The 508-nt window shown below is 43.9% G+C and carries 2 protein-coding genes; one reads left to right on the forward strand and one right to left on the reverse strand.

Going from position 1 to position 508, the window contains the following annotated elements; translation table 11 throughout:
• Positions 1 to 161: aldehyde dehydrogenase family protein (locus tag AB7038_RS18150; RefSeq protein ID WP_369453755.1), on the forward strand; the 161-nt coding region annotated here is incomplete at its 5' end.
• Between the two features lie 239 nt (positions 162 to 400).
• Here the strand turns inward: AB7038_RS18150 and AB7038_RS18155 are convergent.
• Positions 401 to 499 (reverse strand): small membrane protein, encoded by a 99-nt coding sequence (locus AB7038_RS18155; RefSeq protein WP_440590472.1) that lies wholly within the window; start codon positions 497 to 499, stop codon positions 401 to 403.
• Positions 500 to 508: the final 9 nt, after the last annotated feature.

The following is a 508-nucleotide window of genomic DNA, read 5'->3' on the forward strand; positions in this document are numbered from 1 at the left end:
GTGCGCGATTACAGTACGGTTGCACCTGGGTAAACACCCATTTCATGCTGGTTAGCGAAATGCCGCACGGTGGGCAGAAGTTGTCTGGATACGGCAAAGATATGTCGATGTACGGCCTGGAGGATTACACGGTGGTTAGGCATGTGATGGTGAAACATTAAACATTAACGTACCGGCAGAATTATCAGGCTAATAGTTGCAATAGCAACAAATGTTAAAACAGATAAGGGGTAATATGAGAGTATTCTTATACCCCTTCAAGAGCTAAGCCATTGTGAGTGCCGGAGATAAGCGCCGGATGGGGTGTAAACCATTAAGAGTCTGTTCTTAATCATTATGAGATCCCTGCAGATTAATGCGGGGATTTTTTTGCGAATCGCCTTTTATATCGATGCCACAATTAGCGTTTGTCTTTTTTAGAAGGCAAACCCGAATGGCGGCGCTCACGAATATAAGAGAGAAGGCTGTAGATAGCTACCACCAATAAAACTAATGCTATTAATAGCGC

It is taken from the genome of Morganella morganii (assembly GCF_041099235.1).
Lineage (GTDB): Bacteria > Pseudomonadota > Gammaproteobacteria > Enterobacterales > Enterobacteriaceae > Morganella > Morganella morganii_E.